Source organism: Micromonospora sp. NPDC049891 (assembly GCF_040660295.1).
GTDB lineage: Bacteria > Actinomycetota > Actinomycetes > Mycobacteriales > Micromonosporaceae > Micromonospora.
In genome coordinates this window covers 258,462-275,558 of record NZ_JBFAML010000006.1, presented here as the reverse complement: position 1 = coordinate 275,558, position 17,097 = coordinate 258,462, and the positions used below count along the sequence as shown (strand labels likewise).

The following is a 17,097-nucleotide window of genomic DNA, read 5'->3' as shown; positions in this document are numbered from 1 at the left end:
GCAGGGCGCGGAGGGGTCCCGGGGCTGGGTTAGGCGGCGGGCCAGTCTTGGGAGGCCATACGTGGCGAGACCGCCCCCGGAGGGGCGGCCTCAAGCCAGGAGAGAAACCCGGTGACGGTGGATCGTGCCATGGCGATCTCGACCGGGGCGTGTCGACTGGTACACCGAAGGATGATCCAGTCGGCGGGCATGGACATTCGCTCCTGCCCCTCGGGCAACCGCCGTCGTTCGACAGTCAACCCTTCACGGGAGAGCACCCGCTTGGGGCGTACGGCGAAACTGAACATCCGATACCAACGGAGTTCGTCGCCGACGAAACGGCCGAAACCAGGTGACCAGCCACGGCCGTCGAGCATGGTGGAGGTCCGGACGCTGAGCCGGATGATCCCTCCGCTTCGAGTGACCAGAGCCCGCCGGATGAAGAGAAACAGAATCGCGCCGAGGATCACGGCGACGCCGATTCCGACCCCTTCGACGATCTCCATTGGCGGGTCGGCTCAGTTACCCGAAGCCGCGGCGGCCGGAGTGGCGTTCTCAGCCAGTACGGTCACACCCCGCTCGCTGACGGAGAGGAAGCCGCCCGCCACGTCGTAGGTGAGCTGCTCACCCCCGGGAAGCTTGATGCGTACCTGGCCGGGCTCGGCGAGTTGGCCGAGCATGGGCGCGTGCCCCGGCAGCACACCCAGCTCACCTTCGGTCGTCCGGGCCATGACCATTTCGGCCTTGCCCGACCAGACCTTCTCCTCGACGGCCACGAGCTGGACGTTAAGCTGCTCTGCCACGCTGTCTCCTTGCTGAGGCGGCGGATTGGGAAAATTCTAGTCGCGCCCCGGACGTGTTCTTCAGGCGGGTGCCGAGACTCGCGCCACGATCAGCTCCTGCTCACCAGCTTCGGATGTTCCAGGAGGAACGGGTCGAGCAGTTCCCGCTCCAGAGCGACGAAGAAGTCGTCCACCTCTGGCGCGAACCGTTCACCGAGGTACTTGCCGTTCTCCTTGATGCCGCCGCCCGGCAGCTTGATCATCTGGATGTTGCCGGGACGGATGTCCTTGAGGGCGAGGCCGAAGTCGACAACGCTGTGCCCCCGGCCACTGAAGATCAGCGACTCGCCGGCCGCGCGGAGCACCTTGTCCAGCTTGACCGGGTTGGTCACCACGTCGGCGCTGAGCGCCTGACCAGCCATCGCCTTGACGAACTGCTGCTGGTGCCGCTGCCGGCCGTAGTCGCCGTCGGGGACACCGTTCTCCGGGTACCGCTGGCGGACGTAGTCCAGCGCCTGCCAGCCGCTCAGGTGCTGCTTGCCCTTCGGGTAGACAGCCTGCGGCCCGATGTAGCCTGCGCCGTTGGGGTTGCCCTGGCGGTGTTTGCCGTTCGGCTCCCGGTGCTCGGAGCGGACCTCCCGCTCGATGTTCATCGTGACGCCACCCATGGCGTCGACGATCTTCTGGAAGCCGGAGAAGTTGATGATCGCGCCCGCGTCGAACCGCTTGATGCCGGTGACCCGCTGCACGGTGATGGCGAGCAGCTCGAAGCCCTTCGCCGCGTCCGGCTTCCCACCGGGCACCCGGCTGCCGTACGACATCGCGGCGTTCAGCTTGGTGGTGTCACCGGGGAAGTCGGCCTTCTCGAACGGCGGGATCTCCACGTAGAGGTCGCGCGGCAGAGAGAAGAGGTACGCCCGGTCCATCTCCTTCGGCACGTGCAGGACCATGATCGCGTCGGACAGCGGCGGGGTGTCCTTGTCGCGGGGGTCGATGCCGACCAGCAGGATGTTGAGCGGGCCCTTGATGTCGCTCTTGGGAGTGGCACCGGCCGCCTGGTCGCCGAAGAGGTCTGCCTTGCCGATCGCGCCTTCGTAGCGGGCCATCAGCGCCTCCGCGCCCACCAGGCTCGTCCCGCTGAGCACCATCAGGACGACGCCGAAGATGGTGCAGAGCTGCGCCCAGCGGGGGACGCCTCGCCACACCGACGACCGCCCACCACGCTTGCCGCGTCTGCCGGCCTTACCCACAAGCATCTCCGTTCGTCACGCCCCCTGGGGAATACGGGCGCGCGGGGCCGAATGGTTTAACGGATCAACGCTCATCGGCGCATGAGCGTGGCTGTGCGGTGTCCGAAGACGTTCACCGGGTCGCGCCTCGCCACGACACGGGCCACGTTCCTGGACATCGCACTGACGGTATCTCGCAGGCGGCGTGATCGCCGAGCACGGGAAACCGGGCAGCGGCGATGGTACGTCGTGAAGATGAACAGAAGGCCGCCCCGGGGTTACCGGGACGGCCTTCTTTTTTTCGCGTCTTGCGGAGGAGCGAAGGGTCAGCCCTTCATCAGCTCGGCGGCCTTCTTCTCCAGGTCGTCGAGTCCACCGCACATGAAGAACGCCTGCTCGGGGAAGTGGTCGTACTCGCCCTCGCTGATCTTGCGGAAGGCCTCGATGGTCTCCTTGATCGGGACCGTCGAGCCCGGCACGCCGGTGAACTGCTCCGCCGCGTAGGTGTTCTGCGACAGGAAGCGCTCGATCCGCCGCGCCCGCTGGACCGTGATCTTGTCTTCCTCGGAGAGTTCCTCGATACCGAGGATGGCGATGATGTCCTGCAGGTCCTTGTAACGCTGGAGGATCCGCTTCACCTCGCTGGCCACCTGGAAGTGCTCCTGGCCGACGAACTCGGGAGCCAGGATCCGCGACGAGGAGGCCAGCGGGTCCACCGCCGGGTAGATGCCCTTGTCGGAGATGGACCGCTCCAGGTTGGTGGTCGCGTCCAGGTGGGCGAACGTGGTGGCCGGCGCCGGGTCGGTGTAGTCGTCCGCCGGCACGTAGATCGCCTGCATCGAGGTGATGGCCTGGCCCCGGACGGAGGTGATCCGCTCCTGGAGTTCACCCATCTCGTCGGCCAGGGTCGGCTGGTAACCCACCGCGCTGGGCATCCGGCCCAGCAGGGTGGAGACCTCGGAACCGGCCTGGGTGAAGCGGAAGATGTTGTCGATGAAGAGCAGCACCTCCTGCTTCTTCACGTCACGGAAGTACTCCGCCATGGTCAGCGCGGAGAGCGCGACCCGCAGCCGGGTGCCCGGCGGCTCGTCCATCTGGCCGTAGACCAGGGCGGTCTTGTCGATGACGCCGGAGTCGGTCATCTCGTGGATGAGGTCGTTGCCCTCACGGGTGCGCTCACCCACCCCGGCGAATACCGAGGTACCACCGAAGTTGCGGGCGACCCGGGTGATCATCTCCTGGATGAGCACCGTCTTGCCCACGCCGGCCCCACCGAACAGACCGATCTTGCCGCCCTTCACGTACGGGGCGAGCAGGTCGATGACCTTGATGCCGGTCTCCAGCATCTCGGTCTTCGGCTCCAGGTCCGCGAAGGCCGGGGCCTTGCGGTGGATGCCCCAGTGGTCGTCGGCCTGGATGGTCTCGCCCTCGGTGAGGTTGAGGCACTCGCCGATCGCGTTGAAGACGTGGCCCTTGACCGCGTCACCGACCGGCACCCGGATGGGGAAGCCGGTGTCGCGCACCTCGGCGCCGCGAACCAGACCGTCGGTGGGCTGCATCGAGATCGCGCGGACCAGGTTGTCACCCAGGTGCTGGGCGACCTCCAGGGTCAGCGTCTTCTCGCCGCCGGACAGGGTCACGTCCACGTGCAGGGCGTTGAACAGTTCCGGCATGGCGTCACGCGGGAACTCGGCGTCGACGACCGGGCCGATGACCCGGACCACGCGACCCGTGGCCGTCTTGGTCTCTACTGGGGCAGTCATCACACTTCACTTCCCGACGCGGCCAGCGCGTTAGCGCCGCCGACGATCTCACTGATCTCCTGGGTGATCCCGGCCTGGCGGGCCGAGTTCATCTCACGCGTGTACTTGTCGATCATCTCTTCGGCGTTGTCGGTGGCGCTCTTCATCGCCCGCCGACGGGCTGCCGACTCGCTCGCCGCCGACTCCAGCAACGCCGCGTAGATCCGCGTGTTGATGTACTTCGGCAGCAGCGCGTCGAGCAGCGCCTCCGGGTCCGGCTCGAACTCGTAGTCCGGCAGCACACCGGGTGCCGCCTCCGACCGGGGCCGCTCCTCAACCTGCAACGGGCCGATGATCCGGGTGACCGGGTTCTGGGTCATCAAGGACTTGAACTCGGTGTAGACGATGTGCAGTTCGTCCACCCCACGCACTCCGTCCGCCCCCGGACCGCCGTCCTCGTCGTCCGCGCCGGAGACGAACGCCTTGATCAGCGTGTCACCGACCTCGCGGGCGTCGGTGAAGGACGGCTGCTCGGAGAAGCCCGTCCAACTGGCCTCGATCGGCCGGTTACGGAACCGGTAGAACGACACGCCCTTGCGCCCGATGACGTAGAGCACCGGCTCCTTGCCGTCGGCCTGAAGGCGGGCGATCAGCGACTCCGCCGTACGGATGGCGTTGGAGCTGTAGCCGCCGGCCAGGCCTCGGTCGGCGGTCACCAGCAGCACGCCCGCCCGCCGCACCCGCTCGCGCGGGGTGAGCATCGGGTGGTCGATTCGCGCGTTCGAGGCCAGCGCCGTGAGCACGCCGGTGATCGCCCGGGCGTACGGCAGGGACGCCCCCACCCGGGCCTGGGCCTTGGCGATCCGGCTCGTCGCCACGAGCTCCATCGCCTTGGTGATCTTCTTCATCCCCTTCGCCGAGCGGATGCGTTGACGAAGAACACGTACCTGCGCCGCCATGGCCCGACCCTAACGCTTCTCGGCCGGAGCACCGCCGCTGTAGCGGGTGACCGTCTCGTGCTCGGACTCGCCCTCCAGCGGCTCCGCCGGCGCCTCGTTGATCGAGCGCTCGTCCTCGCGGCCGAGGAAGCCCTGCTTGAACTCGGTGATGGCCGCGTCCAGGGTCGCGATGATCTCGTCGTCCCACTTGTTGTCGGCGATCGCCTGAAGGGTGGCGTTGTGCTTACGCCGCAGGTGCTCCAGGAACTGCGTCTCGAAGCGCCGCACCTCGCCGACCGGGACGTCGTCCAGCTTGCCCTCGGTGCCGGCCCAGACCGAGACGACCTCCTCCTGCACCGGGTACGGCGAGTAGTTCGGCTGCTTGAGCAGCTCCACCAGGCGGGCACCGCGGTCGAGCTGGGCGCGGGACGCCTTGTCCAGGTCGGAGGCGAAGGCGGCGAACGCCTCCAGCTCACGGAACTGGGCCAGGTTCAGCCGCAGCGAGCCAGCGACCTTGCGCATCGGCTTCACCTGCGCCGCGCCGCCGACCCGGGAGACCGAGGTACCGACGTTGATCGCCGGCCGGACGCCCTGGTTGAACAGGTCGGTCTCCAGGAAGATCTGGCCGTCGGTGATCGAGATGACGTTCGTCGGGATGAAGGCCGAGATGTCGTTGGCCTTCGTCTCGATGATCGGCAGGCCGGTCATCGAGCCGCCGCCCATCTCGTCGGAGAGCTTCGCGCAGCGCTCCAGCAGCCGGGAGTGCAGGTAGAAGACGTCACCCGGGTACGCCTCGCGGCCCGGCGGACGACGCAGCAGCAGCGACACGGCCCGGTACGCCTCGGCCTGCTTGCTCAGGTCGTCGAAGACGATCAGGACGTGCTTGCCGCCGTACATCCAGTGCTGGCCGATGGACGAGCCGGTGTACGGAGCGAGGTACTTGAAGCCGGCCGGGTCCGACGCCGGGGAGGCGACGATCGTCGTGTACTCCATCGCGCCCGCCTCCTCCAGCTGCCCCTTGATCGAGGCGATGGTGGAGGCCTTCTGGCCGATGGCGACGTAGATGCAGCGAACCTGCTTCTTCGGGTCGCCGGAGGCCCAGTTCTCCCGCTGGTTGAGGATGGCGTCCAGCGCGACAGTGGTCTTGCCGGTCTTCCGGTCACCGATGATCAGCTGACGCTGGCCCCGGCCGATCGGGGTCATCGCGTCGATGGCCTTGATCCCGGTCTGCAGCGGCTCGAAGACGGACTGCCGGGCCATCACGTTGGGGGCCTGCAGCTCCAGCTCGCGGTAGCCCTCGTCGGCGATCTCGCCGAGGCCGTCGATCGGCTGGCCGAGCGCGTTGACCACGCGGCCCAGGAAGGCGTCGCCCACCGGCACCGAGAGCACCCGGTTGGTGCGCTTGACGCGCTGCCCCTCTTCGAGCCCGGAGTAGTCGCCGAGGACGACGACACCGATCTCCCGGACGTCGAGGTTCAGCGCCACGCCGAGCGTGCCGTCCTCGAACTCCAGCAGCTCGTTGGTCATGGTCGAGGGCAGGCCCTCGACGTGGGCGATGCCGTCGCCGGTGTCGGCGACGGTGCCGACCTCCTCACGGGAGACGTCGGGCGAGTAGGAGGAGACGTAGCGCTCCAGGGCGCCGCGGATCTCCTCCGTCGAGATGGTCAGCTCGGCCATCCTCTGCTTCCTTAAGTATCAGGGGCCCGGGATACCTAGTACCGACCGGTCCTCGGGTCGACTGTCTTTCCGGGCGCTTCGCGGGGTGCTGGTCAGCGCTTCGCGAGCGCGTTGCGGGTCTCGTTGAGGCGGCGCAGGATCGTCCCGTCGTAGAGGTCCGAACCCACCCGTACGCTCACTCCACCGAGGATCGTCGGGTCAACCGTAAGCTTGACAGCAACCTGTCGATCGTATATGGCGGATAGCCGATCGCCCAGTCGTCGCTCCTCCTCCTCGGTGAGCGGGGCGGCGACCGTCACGTACGCGACCTGCCGGTCCCGCCGCTCCGCCGCCAACTCCACGAGCCGGGACAGCGCGGCGGTGAACGAGCGGCCGCCGAAGCCGGCCAGCGCTGCCTCCGCCAGTCGCACCGTCACCGTCTGAGCCTTGCCCGTCAGGAGCATCCCGACCAGGTCGGCCCGCTGCGCCGCCGGCGCCATCGGGTCGGACAGGGCGTTGGACAGCTGCGGGTCCGCGGCGACCACCTGGCCGAAGCGGAACAGCTCGTCCTCCACCTCGCCCAGCTCACCGGCGCGGTCCGCGCTGGCGAGCAGGGTCTGCACGCCGAGGCTCTCCGCCCCGTCGAGCAGCTCCGACGGCGCCGACCAGCGGCCGGCGACCAGGGTCCCGAGCAGGTCGAGCGTGTCCGCGCCGACCTTGCCGGAGAGCACCGAGTTCAGCAGTGCCGTGCGGTCGGCACCCTCGCGGGCCGGGTCGGAGAGCGCCCGGCGCAGCCGGACCTCCCGCCGCAGCAGGTCCGCGACGGCGAGGAGTTCCGCGCCGGTGCCGGCCACGGTCGTCGGCTCGGCACCCGCGACGTACGCCTCCAACCGCGCGAGCGCGGTGGCGTAGGACTCCCGGCTGGCGGCCTGCATCAGCGGGCCCCCGCGCTCTCGAGATCGGTGAGGAACCGCTCGACGGTGCCCTTGCGGCGGGCCTCGTCGGCGAGCGACTCGCCCACGATCCGGCTGGCCAGGTCGACCGCGAGGCCGCCGACCTCCGCGCGCAGCTCGCGCACGATGGTCTGGCGTTCCACGGCCAGCGACTCCCGGCCGGCGGCGATGATCCGGTCGGACTCCTCCCGGGCCTTGGCCAGGATTTCCGTACGGATCGACTCGGCGTCGGCGCGGGCGTCGTCCCGGATCCGGGCCGCCTCGGTACGCACCTCGGCGAGCTGGGCCCGGTACTGCTCCAGCAGCTGGTTGGCCTCGGCCTGTGCGGCCTCGGCACGCTTGAGGCCGCCCTCGATCGCGTCGACCCGCGCCTGGTACATCGCCTCCATGCGCGGCATCACGAACTTCAGCAGCACGAAGCAGAGCAGGGCGAAGGCGATCGTCCCGACGACGAGCTCCTGCCAGATCGGCACGAGCGGGTGGTGCTCTACACCTTCAGCGGCGACATACATGTCAGACCTCCGGGTCGCGTCGGGCTACGTCAGACTGCGAACGCGAGCACCAGGCCGAACAGGGCGAGCGCCTCGACCAGCGCGAAGCCCAGGACCAGCCAGGTGCGGTTGTAGCCGGCGGACTCCGGCTGGCGGGCGCTGGCCTGGATGTAGGCCGCGAAGACCAGGGCGACACCGATGCCGGGGCCGATGGCGGCGAGGCCGTAGCCGATGGTGTTGACGTTGCCCTCGATGGCGGCAATAACGTCCATTGCGGGTATTCCTCCTAGTAGAGGCGTGAGTTCTCACGCGTACGCGGTCGTACCGGAGCTTGGTCGGGCCGGGCGGCCCGCCGAGGTCTTTGGATCAGTGCCCGTCGGCGAGCGACGTGCCGATGTAGTTGGCGGTCAGGGTGACGAAGACGTAGGCCTGCAACAGCGCCACGAGCACCTCGAAGAAGGCCATCAGGATCGCCATCAGGAACGAGAAGATCGACGTCACCTGAACGAAGATGTTGTCCGAGGCCAGCATCACGAAGCCGCCGACGGTGAAGACCAGCAGGATCAGGTGACCGGCGAACATGTTGGCGAAGAGTCGCACCGCCAGGGTGACCGGCCGGTTGATGAAGTTCTGCAGGAACTCGATCGGGATCAGCAGGAAGTGCATCGGCCACGGCACACCGGGAATGATCAAGCTCTGCTTGAGGTAGCGCCCCAGGCCCTGCTTGCGGACACCGATGTAGAGGTACATCACGTAGGTGATCGCGGCGAGCACGATCGGGAAGGCGATGTGCGAGTTCGGCGAGATCTGCAACCCGGGGGTGACGCCGAAGAGGTTTGTCACCGCGATGAAGCAGAACAGCACTGTGAAGTACGGCGCGAACCGGATGCCGTCCTTGCCCATCTGCTCGCGGGCGATGTTGTCCCGGACCAGGCCGTAGATCGACTCCGCGTACCACTGGCCCTTGCTCGGCACCAGCTTCGGGTTCCGGTAGCTGGCCATGAAGAAGATGATCAGAATCCCGACGGCCAGCCAGACCATCAGCGTGAACTTCGTGACAAACGGGCCGGCGAGATCCGGCAGGTAGAAGTCATCGACCTTGGGGGGCCAGGGCAGGCCCTCTGCGGCGATAAACTGTCCGCTCACCGTGTCATCCTCCGCACTCGACAGACCCGCGCGTGCCGGCACTCAGGCACTGAGCCTCTTCATGATCAGGTAGATCGCTCCGGCTGCGCCGAGCATCATGCCGACGGCGATTCCGACGCCGGTGGGCAGGCCCAGGAACTCCCCCGCCAACCAGCCGAGGAATCCCCACACCACGATGCCGGCGAGCAGGTAGCCGAGGACGGCTCCGGCGACACCTTCCGACGAGTGTTCGTCGGGGCTTCTGCGGTGGGGGTTGTCGGCCATGACGTCGCGAACACTATCAGCCGGGTGTTTCGCGAGTGTGCGGCACCCCCCACACTGCGAGCAGCGTGCGGGCGGCGGGTGCGGCGCATCAAGCCGGGGTCAGCCTACTCCTGTCCGACCAGCCGGACAGGCCCACGAAACGCCCGGGAAACGGCAGCCGTACGGTCAGTGATCCGACGAACGGTCCACGCTGGGCAGCGGCGAGCGCAACGCCCAGGTCAGGTGGGCTCCGGTCCACACCACCACGGCCGCGATGATGGCCACGCCCAGGTCGGGCAGACCTGGCCAGCCGGTGGCCGCCACAGCAGCCATCACCACGCCCAGAATGACGATCTTCGTGACGTAGGTGACAAGCCCCACCGACATGATCAGTCGCGGGTGCACCGCGTCCGCCCAGGCCACCGAGAGACCCGAGATCAGGTAGCTGACGATCACCAGCGCGATGCCGGCGGCCACCCCGGCCGCGCCGGTCGGCCCACGCAGCACGGCGGCGGTCGGCACCGCGACCACGGCCAGCACGGCGCAGGCGAGCAGCGGAAGACGCAGGTACGGCAGCCGGGCCCGGATGGCACCGGGCTCCCCCGCCCGAGGAACGCTCGCCGGGGGTACGCCGGGCTCGCCGGCGCGGGGCCCGCTCATCGGGGGTACGCCGGGAACTCGGCGGCCAGCTCGGCCACCTCGGTGGTGATCCGGGTCAGCTCGTCGGCCCCACCCGGTGCGGACGGGTCGGTCCGCACCGCCCGGGCGATCAGCTCGGCGATCTGACGCATCTGCGCCTCCGCCATGCCCTGGGTGGTGACGCTGGGGGTGCCCACCCGGATCCCGGAGGCGACCATCGGCTTCTGCGGGTCGTACGGGATCGCGTTCTTGTTCAACGTGATGGTCACCGCGTCGCACCGCGCCTCGGCCTCGGCGCCGGTGACCCCGTACTCCCGCAGGTCGATCAGGGCGAGGTGGGTGTCGGTGCCGCCGGAGACCGGGCGCATCCCCTCGGCCGCCAGCCCGTCGGCGAGCGCCCGCGCGTTGGCCACCACCTGCGCGGCGTAGCTGCGGAACGCCGGTTGCGCCGCCTCGTGCAGCGCGACGGCCTTGGCCGCCACGGCGTGCATCAACGGGCCGCCCTGGGTGAACGGGAAGACCGCCTTGTCGATCCGCTCGGCCAGCGACTCGCGGCAGAGGATCATGCCGCCGCGCGGGCCGCGCAGCACCTTGTGGGTGGTCGCGCAGACCACGTCGGCGTACGGTACCGGCGACGGGATCGCCTGCCCGGCGACCAGCCCGATGAAATGCGCGGCGTCCACCATCAGGTACGCGCCGACCTCGTCGGCGATCTCCCGGAACCGGGCGAAGTCGATGAGCCGTGGATAGGCCGTCGCCCCACATATGATCATCTTCGGCTGGTGGGCCAGGGCGAGATCCCGTACCTCGTCGTAGTCGATCAGCTCGGTGTCCTGCCGGACCGTGTAGCCGACGGGGTTGAACCACCGGCCGGAGAAGTTCACCCGGCTGCCGTGGGTCAGGTGCCCGCCGTGCGGCAGCTCCATCGCCAGCACGGTGTCACCGGGCTGCACCAGGGCGGCGTACGCGGCCAGGTTGGCGCTCGCGCCGGAGTGCGGCTGGAGGTTCGCGTGCTCGGCGCCGAAGAGGTCCTTCGCCCGGGCGATGCCGAGTTCCTCGGCCCGGTCCACCTGCGCGCAGCCACCGTAGTAACGCCGTCCCGGGTAGCCCTCGGCGTACTTGTTGGTGAGCGTGGAACCCAACGCGGCCAGCACCGCCGGGGAGGTGAGGTTCTCGCTGGCGATCAGTTGCAGACCGCCGCGCAGCCGGTCGAGCTCGCCGAGCACCACCTCCGCGATTTCCGGATCGGCCGTGCTGAGCTGCTCGAAATCCGGCCCCCAGAAGGTGCCCTCGGCGGTCTCCACAGCGCCAGAGTCTATGAGACCGCAGACTGGAGGCGTGAGATGCCTGGTGAGCGGCGCGACGGGATACATCGGTGGGCGGCTTGCGCCACGCCTGCTGGCGGAGGGACACGCGGTGCGCTGCCTGGCGCGGCGGGCCAGCCGGCTGCGCGACGTGCCGTGGGCTTCGCAGGTCGAGGTGGTCGAGGGTGACCTGAGCCGGCCGGAGAGCCTGGCCGGGGTCTTCGACGACGTCGACGTGGCGTACTACCTGGTGCACTCGCTCGGTCAGGCCGGCTTCGAGGCCGCCGACCGGCAGGCCGCGACGGCCTTCGCCGAGGCCGCCCGCGCCGCCGGCGTCCGGCGAATCGTCTACCTGGGTGGGCCGCAGCCGCCGCCCGACGACGTCGCCTCGGCACACCTGCGCTCCCGTACCGAGGTGGGCCGGATCCTGCTGGACAGCGGGGTGCCGACGGTGGTGCTGCGGGCGGCGGTGATCCTCGGTTCCGGGTCGGCGTCGTTCGAGATGCTGCGCTACCTGACCGAGCGGCTGCCGGTGATGGTCACGCCGCGCTGGGTCAGCAACCGGATCCAGCCGATCGCGGTCCGCGACGTGCTGCACTACCTGGCCGGCTGCGCCGGGCTGCCCCCGGAGCTCAACCGCGCCTTCGACATCGCCGGGCCGGACGTGCTCACCTTCGCCGAGATGATGCAGCGCTACGCCCGGGTGGCCGGGCTCTCCACCCGGCTGCTGCTGCCGGTACGCGTGCTGACGCCCAGTCTCTCGTCCCACTGGGTCGGGTTGGTCACGCCGGTGCCGAACGCGATCGCCCGACCGCTGGTGGAGAGCCTGGTACATGAGGCGATCGCGCACGAGCACGACATCGCTAGGTACGTCCCGGACCCGCCCGGCGGGCTCACCGGTTTCGACCAGGCCGTCGAGCTGGCGCTGGCCAAGGTACGCGACGCGGAGGTGGAGACCCGCTGGACGAACGCGGCCGGGGCGGACGCGCCGGCCGAGCCGTTGCCGAGCGACCCGCACTGGAGTGGCGGCACCGCCTACACCGACCTGCGGGAGCAGACGGTCACCGCCCCGCCGGAGGCGTTGTGGCGGGTGATCGAGGGGGTCGGCGGGGAGAACGGCTGGTACTCCTTCCCGCTGGCCTGGTCGGTGCGCGGCTGGTTGGACCGGCTGGTCGGCGGGGTGGGGCTGCGGCGGGGCCGGCGTCATCCACACCAGCTGCGCGTCGGTGAGGCACTGGACTTCTGGCGGGTCGAGGAGATCGTCCCCGGCGAACTGCTGCGGCTGCGCGCCGAGATGCGGGTGCCCGGTCGGGCCTGGCTGGAGATGCAGGTGCAGCGGGGCGACAACGGACAGGTCAGCTACCGGCAGCGGGCGGTGTTCCTGCCCCGAGGGCTGGTCGGGCACGCTTACTGGATCGCGGTTACGCCGTTCCACGCCCTGGTCTTCGGCGGAATGGCCCGCAACATCGCCGCCGGTGCCGAACGGGTCGCGGCAGGCGCACCGGCCCGCTGAGTGGACGCAGGTCAGTTGCCGGTGCGCTGCCCGGTGACCCGCCAGGCGGTCATCTCGCTCGGTGGCACGAAGTCGCGTACCGGCTCGTCGCGCAGGGCGAAGGAGAGGATCTCGCCGACCCCCTCCACCATGGCGGTCTGCACCGCACGGCCGACGGCGTCCTGCGGCTCGTCGGGGTTGGCCGCCATCGCGGCCACCGCGAGCTGCGGGGTGAGCGCCACCACCGTCTCCGTGGCGTACCGCTCGGAGCTGCCCGTCTTGCCCGCCACCGGCCGGCCGAGCTGAGCGCGCAACCGGGTTGCCGTGCCGCCGGCACAGCCGTGGTACATGGACTGGTCGCCGACCGGGCAGCGGGCCGCGTCCGCCGCCGCCCGGGCCACGTCGACGTCGAGCACCTGCCGGCAGTCCGGCTGCCCGGCGGCCACCCGGCGACCGGCGGCGTCGGTGATCGAGGTGACCGGCGTCGGCGCGCACCAGGTACCCTCCGCGCCCAGCGTCGCGTACGCACCGGCCAGGTCGAGCGGGGTGGTGGCGGACACGCCCAGGGTGAACGGTCCCCACTCCCGTGCGCCGTGCCGGGCCAACTGGGCGTCGTCGTCAGCCCGGAACACGATGCCGAGCCGTTCGGCCATCTCCACCACCCGGTCCGCACCGACCCGCTCGGTCAGCCAGGCGAAGTACGTGTTCACCGAGTCGCCGAAGGCGGTCCACATGTCGTGCCGGCCGCTCACCGAGGCGCTGGCGTTCTCCGGGCACCAGTACCCGCCGCAGCTCGCCTCGCCGCCGCTGATCCGGAAGTCGGTCACGATCCGCCGGGGCGCGTCGAAGACCGTGTTCAGGGGCAGCCCGGACTCCAGGGCGGCCAGCATGGTGAAGAGCTTGAACGTGGAACCGGCCTGGTAGCCGACGATGGTGCCGCCACCGGCGACGAGCTGGTTGACGGTGTTGGGATGGTTCTGCTGTCCGCCCGGGTTCGCGGCAACGCTGTAGGTCCGGTTGACCGACATGGCCAGCACCCGCCCGGTGCCGGGCTGGACCACGGCGGTCGGCATGGCGTGCGGGTGCTCGGCCGGGTAGATCCGTCGCACCTGTTCGGTGGTGGCCCGCTGCACCCCGGGGTCGAGTGAGGAGACGATGCTGAACCCGCCCCGGCGCAGGGTGCGCTGCCGCTCGTCGACGTTGGCGCCGAACGCCTTCTGGCTGCTCCACCAGCGGGTGAACCAGTCGCAGAAGAAGCCCCAGTCGTTGTGCCCCTCGGGTACCGCGGTGCAGTCGTTCGGAGTTTCGCTGGGTCGCAGGTTCAACGGTTGGGCCGCGGCCCGGGCCGCCTCGTCGGCCACGACCACACCCGACTCGACCATCCGGTCCAGCACGTAGCCGCGACGGGCGGTAGCGCTGTCGGCGTCCCCGTTGATCGGATCGTCACTGTGCGGGGAGCGGACCAGTCCGGCCAGCAGTGCCGCCTGGGCCAGCGTGAGCTTCGCCGGTGAGGTGGAGAAGTAGCGCTTGCTGGCCGCGGCGATGCCGTACGCGCCGGCACCGAAGTACGCGATGTTGAGGTAGCGGGTCAGGATCTCGTCCTTGGTCAGCTCCCGCTCCAACGCCAGGGCGTACCGGATCTCCTGGATCTTGCGGGCGGTGCTCACCTCGGTGGCCGCGGCCCGCTGCGCCTCGCTCAGGCGGGGATCCGTGCTCAGCACGTTGCGGACGTACTGCATGGTCAGCGTGGAGGCGCCCTGCCGGGTGGCGCCGTCGCGCCGGTTTGCGGTGAACGCCCGCGCTATGCCCCGCAGGTCCACCCCGCTGTGCTCGTGGAACCGGGCGTCCTCGGCGGCGATGATGGCCTGACGCATCACGGGAGCCACCTCGCCGAGCGGCACGTCCACCCGGTCCTCCTGGTAGAAGGAGGTGATCAGGGTGGTGCCGTCGTTGGCGTAGAGGTTGGATCGTTGGGCCGTCGGCGGCGTCCGCAGGGTGTTGGGCAGCTCCGCGTACGGCGCGGCGAGCGCCGAGAATCCGATGCCGAACACCAGCGCGGCCGGCAGTGCCGCCACCGCCAGCACCAGGCCGGCCAGCGTGCCGGCCAGCAGGACGGTGAACATCTTCGGCAGCAACGCCCGGGTCATCAGCTCTCCCCGCAGGAGCCGTCAGGACTCCCCCAGAATGGCGCTAATCACCCCTTCTGCCGCGCCTTTCATGAAACCCGGATGAAATTCGCCGATCAGGGGAGCAGCAGCGCGGCGAGCGGCTGCACCGTCTCCTCGATCTCGTCGGCCACCCGGCTGAAACACTGGTCGCCGCGCCCCCACGGGTCGTCGAGGTCGTCGGTGGACAGGGCGGCGGCGCCCTGGCGGGCCTCGTGCGCCGCCTCGACCAGGGCCACGCCACGAGCGTGGACCGCGTCGGCGGTGGCCTCGGCCGTCGGCAGCGCGGCCGGATCGAGGGCGGCCAGGAGCCGACCGAACTCGCCGAGCACGAACGTGCGGTCGGCGGCGTCGGGCCGCAACGCGGTCACGTACTCCTGCTGGTCCGCGGTGGCGGTCAGGACCAGGTCGGCGGCGTCGATGTGGTCGGAGCGCAGCTTGCGGGCGGCGAACCCGGCGACGTTGCCGCCCCGGCTGGTGACCTGGCGGGCGGCCGGTGGGTTCATCTCCTCACCGGCGTGCCAACCACCGGTGCCCGCGCTGTGGCTGTGCAGCAGTTCCTCGACCCGGGCCGGATCCACCTCACGCCGGGCCAGCCGATCGGCCACGGCAAGGGTGAGTAGTCGCTCGGCCATCGGCGAGCGGCAGATGTTACCCATGCAGACGTGCAGGACGGTGAAGGGCGGCACCTACGCCACCTGGCTCTCGCGCAGCTCCGGCACCACGTCACGCAGCCGGGCCAGGTCGATCGCGCCCTCCCGGACGAGCACCGGCTCGTCACCGGTCAGGTCCACGATCGTGCTCGGTACCGGATCGACAGCCGGCCCCGCCTCCAGGTAGGCCCGCACGGAGTAGGCCAGCTGATCGCGCGCCTGGTCGGCGGTGAGCGCGGCCGGTTGGCCGATCTTGTTGGCCGAGGCCACCGCCATCGGCCCGGTCTCGCGCAGCACCTCCAGCGCCACCGGGTGCAGCGGCATCCGCACCGCCACCGTGCCGCTGTCGTCGCCGAGATCCCACCGCAGGCTCGCCGAGTGCTTCACCAGGATGGTCAGCGCCCCCGGCCAGAACGCCTCCACCAGGTCCCGCGCCGCCGCTGGCAGCGTGTAGGCCAGGCCGTCGAGGGTGTGCCGGGAACCGATGAGCACCGGCGGCGGCGCGTGCGGGACACCCTTGGCGTCCAGCAACGCCTTGACCGCGTACGGGGTGAACGCGTCGGCGCCGATCCCGTAGACCGTGTCGGTCGGCAGGACGACCAGCTCGCCGTTGCGGACCGCCTCGATGGCCGCAGCGATGCCGCGGTCCCGGTCGGCGACCGACCGGCAGTCGTAGAGCATCACGAGGAGCCAGTCTGCCACGTCATCGCCGCGCCCGGTGGCGGGCGGTCCGCGAGGCGGGACGCCGTGACGAAGCGGGGCCGCTCGGCGAGGTCACGATGGTCGACGATCGCGGCGTACCGACCGTCGGCGGCGAGCAGACCGGGTGCCACCGTGCCGTGGCTGTCGTCGTGCTCGATACCGAGGGCACCGCCGGGACGCAGCAGAAACCCGGCACGGTCGATCACCCGACGGATGACGTCCAGCCCGTCGGCCCCACCGAACACGGCCTCCGCCGGGTCGTGGTCGGCCACCTCCGGGGGTACGCCCACCGCGAGCGGGACGTACGGCGGGTTGCACAGCAGCACGTCCACCTGGCCGGTCAACTCGTCCAGCAGCGCCGGATCGGTGACGTCCGCCGCCACCACCTCGATCGGCCGGTCACCCGCGGCGACCCGGGCCGCCGCGTTGCGCCGCAGCCAGGACAGGGCCTCCGGGGAGCGTTCCACCGCCACCACCCGGGCGTCCGGCACCTCGTGCGCCACCGACAGGGCTATCGCTCCGGAGCCACTGCACAGGTCCACCACCAGCGGCTCCGGCCGCCCGCCGCCGGTGGGCGTCACCTGCCGGGCCTGCTCGACGCCCCAGCCGGCGAGGAGTTCGGTTTCCGGGCGCGGCACGAAGACGCCTGACCCGACGGCCAGCTCCAGATGCCGGAAGCCGGCGGTGCCGGTGAGATACTGCAAAGGTTCCCGTCGGGACCGGCGGGCCGCGAGCGCACGGTAACTGTCGAGTTGCTCGTCGGTGAACCCGTCCGCCAGGGCCAACCGTCCCCGGGGGACCTGGAGCACGTACGCGGCCAGCAGCTCAGCCTCGGCACGGGCCGAGGTCACGCCGGCGGCGGCGAGGGTGCGGGCCACATCGGCGATCACGGGAGCCGGACGGTGACGTCTCGTCCCTTCGGACGGGTGTTGCGGTGCGGTGGTCACGCAATAATCATGAGGCGTCGCCGTGCACGTGCATAA

Annotated in this window: 18 protein-coding genes; 1 reads left to right on the top strand and 17 read right to left on the bottom strand. The window is 70.1% G+C overall.

The genetic code is table 11. The features are described 5' to 3' along the window. Positions 1–29: 29 nt before the first annotated feature. From AB0I71_RS11270 to glyA, 13 genes are all read right to left on the bottom strand, one after another. On the bottom strand, positions 30–485 hold the full coding sequence (locus AB0I71_RS11270) for a DUF2550 domain-containing protein (protein ID WP_099850119.1): 456 nt from the start codon (positions 483–485) through the stop codon (positions 30–32). A 12-nt stretch (positions 486–497) separates the two neighbouring features. Then, positions 498–782, bottom strand: coding sequence for a F0F1 ATP synthase subunit epsilon (locus tag AB0I71_RS11265; protein ID WP_357583347.1), 285 nt, complete (start codon positions 780–782; stop codon positions 498–500). Between the two features lie 89 nt (positions 783–871). Continuing rightward, a complete protein-coding gene (locus AB0I71_RS11260; RefSeq protein WP_357583345.1) occupies positions 872–2,017 on the bottom strand; it encodes an LCP family protein in 1,146 nt (381 codons plus the stop codon). A gap of 299 nt (positions 2,018–2,316) precedes the next feature. After that, positions 2,317–3,753: a F0F1 ATP synthase subunit beta gene (gene atpD, locus AB0I71_RS11255; protein ID WP_357583343.1), complete on the bottom strand. Its 1,437-nt coding sequence runs from the start codon at positions 3,751–3,753 to the stop codon at positions 2,317–2,319. After that, a complete protein-coding gene (locus AB0I71_RS11250) occupies positions 3,753–4,691 on the bottom strand; it encodes a F0F1 ATP synthase subunit gamma (RefSeq protein WP_357583341.1) in 939 nt (312 codons plus the stop codon). The genes atpD and AB0I71_RS11250 overlap by 1 nt, the downstream gene beginning before the upstream one ends. A 9-nt stretch (positions 4,692–4,700) precedes the next feature. Next, positions 4,701–6,347, bottom strand: coding sequence for a F0F1 ATP synthase subunit alpha (gene atpA / locus AB0I71_RS11245; protein ID WP_357583339.1), 1,647 nt, complete (start codon positions 6,345–6,347; stop codon positions 4,701–4,703). Positions 6,348–6,439: 92 nt separating this feature from the next. Beyond that, on the bottom strand, positions 6,440–7,261 hold the full coding sequence (locus tag AB0I71_RS11240) for a F0F1 ATP synthase subunit delta (RefSeq protein WP_357583337.1): 822 nt from the start codon (positions 7,259–7,261) through the stop codon (positions 6,440–6,442). Next, positions 7,261–7,791 (bottom strand): F0F1 ATP synthase subunit B, encoded by a 531-nt coding sequence (locus AB0I71_RS11235; protein WP_099850104.1) that lies wholly within the window; start codon positions 7,789–7,791, stop codon positions 7,261–7,263. Before AB0I71_RS11235 ends, AB0I71_RS11240 begins: the two co-directional genes overlap by 1 nt. Before the next feature lie 29 nt (positions 7,792–7,820). Further along, entirely contained in the window at positions 7,821–8,042 is a 222-nt protein-coding gene (gene atpE / locus AB0I71_RS11230; protein ID WP_092377903.1) for an ATP synthase F0 subunit C, read from the bottom strand. Positions 8,043–8,136: 94 nt separating this feature from the next. Beyond that, complete coding sequence (gene atpB / locus AB0I71_RS11225) at positions 8,137–8,958, bottom strand: F0F1 ATP synthase subunit A (protein WP_357583334.1); 822 nt, start codon at positions 8,956–8,958, stop codon at positions 8,137–8,139. Continuing rightward, entirely contained in the window at positions 8,959–9,180 is a 222-nt protein-coding gene (locus AB0I71_RS11220) for a hypothetical protein (RefSeq protein WP_093405421.1), read from the bottom strand. A 165-nt stretch (positions 9,181–9,345) separates the two neighbouring features. Next, entirely contained in the window at positions 9,346–9,819 is a 474-nt protein-coding gene (locus AB0I71_RS11215) for a hypothetical protein (protein ID WP_357583331.1), read from the bottom strand. Then, complete coding sequence (gene glyA, locus AB0I71_RS11210; RefSeq protein ID WP_357583329.1) at positions 9,816–11,102, bottom strand: serine hydroxymethyltransferase; 1,287 nt, start codon at positions 11,100–11,102, stop codon at positions 9,816–9,818. The genes AB0I71_RS11215 and glyA overlap by 4 nt, the downstream gene beginning before the upstream one ends. Positions 11,103–11,136: 34 nt before the next feature. Between glyA and AB0I71_RS11205 the strand changes: the two genes are divergently transcribed. Next, a complete protein-coding gene (locus AB0I71_RS11205) occupies positions 11,137–12,615 on the top strand; it encodes an SDR family oxidoreductase (protein WP_357583327.1) in 1,479 nt (492 codons plus the stop codon). An 11-nt stretch (positions 12,616–12,626) separates the two neighbouring features. On the opposite strand, the gene AB0I71_RS11200 is transcribed toward AB0I71_RS11205, so the two are convergent. The 4 genes from AB0I71_RS11200 to prmC form a co-directional block, all read right to left on the bottom strand. Continuing rightward, positions 12,627–14,741 carry a transglycosylase domain-containing protein gene (locus AB0I71_RS11200; protein ID WP_357583325.1) on the bottom strand — a complete coding sequence of 705 codons (2,115 nt, stop codon included), beginning with the start codon at positions 14,739–14,741 and terminating at the stop codon, positions 12,627–12,629. A 95-nt stretch (positions 14,742–14,836) separates the two neighbouring features. Continuing rightward, entirely contained in the window at positions 14,837–15,448 is a 612-nt protein-coding gene (locus tag AB0I71_RS11195; RefSeq protein ID WP_357583323.1) for a phosphotyrosine protein phosphatase, read from the bottom strand. Further along, a complete protein-coding gene (locus tag AB0I71_RS11190) occupies positions 15,449–16,093 on the bottom strand; it encodes an L-threonylcarbamoyladenylate synthase (protein ID WP_357583384.1) in 645 nt (214 codons plus the stop codon). It abuts the gene before it with no gap. Then, entirely contained in the window at positions 16,093–17,061 is a 969-nt protein-coding gene (gene prmC / locus AB0I71_RS11185) for a peptide chain release factor N(5)-glutamine methyltransferase (protein WP_357583320.1), read from the bottom strand. Before prmC ends, AB0I71_RS11190 begins: the two co-directional genes overlap by 1 nt. Between the last annotated feature and the right edge of the window lie 36 nt (positions 17,062–17,097).